The organism is Streptomyces sp. BR123 (assembly GCF_013401435.1).
In the GTDB taxonomy this organism is placed as follows: Bacteria; Actinomycetota; Actinomycetes; order Streptomycetales; family Streptomycetaceae; genus Streptomyces.
Map to the genome: position 1 here is coordinate 1 of NZ_JACBGN010000569.1, position 1,755 is coordinate 1,755.

The 1,755-nt window shown below is 71.7% G+C and carries 1 protein-coding gene; it reads left to right on the plus strand.

Features of this window, described 5'->3' with window-relative positions; all coding sequences use genetic code 11:
• Positions 1-1,465 precede the first annotated feature (1,465 nt).
• Positions 1,466-1,755 (plus strand): IPT/TIG domain-containing protein (locus tag HYE82_RS36315; RefSeq protein WP_179178482.1); only part of this gene is annotated, 290 nt, incomplete at its 3' end.

The following is a 1,755-nucleotide window of genomic DNA, read 5'->3' on the forward strand; positions in this document are numbered from 1 at the left end:
GAGTACGGGGGTGGAGCGACACGGTTCCTCCGGGGAGCCGGCCGGCTGCGGGGGCGCGACCGGGGTCGCGCGGGTGCGTGGGGCCATCCGCGCGGACGCCTTCGGGCAGGGCGGGGTGCGCACCTGTGCGGAACCCCCGGAAGGGGACGCCGGATGCGCCCACGAAGACCGGCCGCAGCATCACCGGGCCGGTCGATCGTCAGGGATCCGGCCGTCTAGATGCGCAGCACTCCGAACGGAGGACCGGCCGCCGTGCCGTCCGTCTGCGCGGCTCCGCCGGGCGCGGGCGGCCGGCCGCCGTCCGCGCACGGGGTCGCGCCGGGTGTGTCGGCCCGCAGCGCGGGCGCCGACACGGCCGCCTGGTCCGGCTGCCCCGGAAGGCAGTGCTCGCCGGGGTGCGGCGAGTTCCGCGCGCCGTGCGCGCATTCCTGCTGCGGGGCGCGGACCGCGGGAGCGGCGGAAGTTCCGCTCGTTTTGTGAGCGATCCGATAAGGGGCCGCGTTCACCGAGGGAAAGGCTGAGGAATGGTCCACGGACATCGTGTCACTGCTGCCGTGCGCGCACAGGAATCCGAGAAACAGCAGGACCATCCAGACAGGTGCCGAGGCAATCCGGTACCGCCGGATCCGCGGCGCACCGCATGACGTCCGGGCCGTGACCATGCCGTAATCCTAACCACGGTCGGGAGGGGGGCGGCACAGGATGTCCACGATATGGCGAGAAAGAGATCCCCCACGCGTGACCGGTCCGGCGGCCCGCCGCACGTCAGCGAGAAGGTGCTGGTGGTGTCCGGCGGAAGCGTGGTCTCCTCCACGCCTGGTTCGCGGTGCGGGATCGGCACCACCGCCCACCGGCCCCGGCGGAGGAGTCGCTGTGGTGCTCCACGCCGCCGATCCCGCCGCCGTAGGGCACGCGGATGGCGCCGCGGCCGAGGCGTGTTCGTCGGCGAGCTGCTCGCTCACCGCTCAAGGGCACGTTCGACGACGGCGAGTTCGCCCCGCCCGGTCCGCACCTCCGCCGGCTGCCCGGCCGGCGACAGCGGCCGGGGGCGTCCGGCCGACGCGATGACGGCGCTTAGCGCACCCAGAGCGCCTAAGCAAATCGACGCACTCATCCGTTTGGGTGGTATCTGCAGGCAGAGTCTTGTGCCCTCGCATCCGGCGCCTGACTCTGGAGGAGAACACCGGCAGGCAGCCCATCCAGTCCGGTAGTTGCGACACCACCGACATCCGCATGCCTGTCCAGAGACCCCGTACGGTCGCGCTGAGGTTGCCCAGCCCGAGCAGCGCGTACGGCAGGCCACGCAGTGGTCCACGACTCCACTTCACTCAGCCCCAGCGATCGGGGGCTGGAGTCCCGCCTCGGCCTTCGTAACGCCGCTTCCAGGGCCTGAGCCGACCCACTCCGCCTGAGCACGGATGTCGGCAGGACGTCCCCTCACCCACTCCCACTCAGGAGAACCACCATGTCCGTGAACCTTCTTCCCGGCCTGCCTTCCGTACTGGCGCAGCCGACGCTCATCGCGGCCGTGCCCAGCTTCGGCCCCACCACCGGCGGCAACACCGTCCTGCTCGTCGGATTCAACCTCGGCGGAGCCACCTCCGTCACCTTCGACGGCACGCCGGCAACCATCACCGCACAGGACCCCTTCGGTTGGGTGATCACCGTCGTGGCTCCTCCGCACGCGGCCGGCAGCGTCCCCGTGATCGTCACCACCCCCGCCGGGGCCAGCACCCCCACCACCTACACCTACGT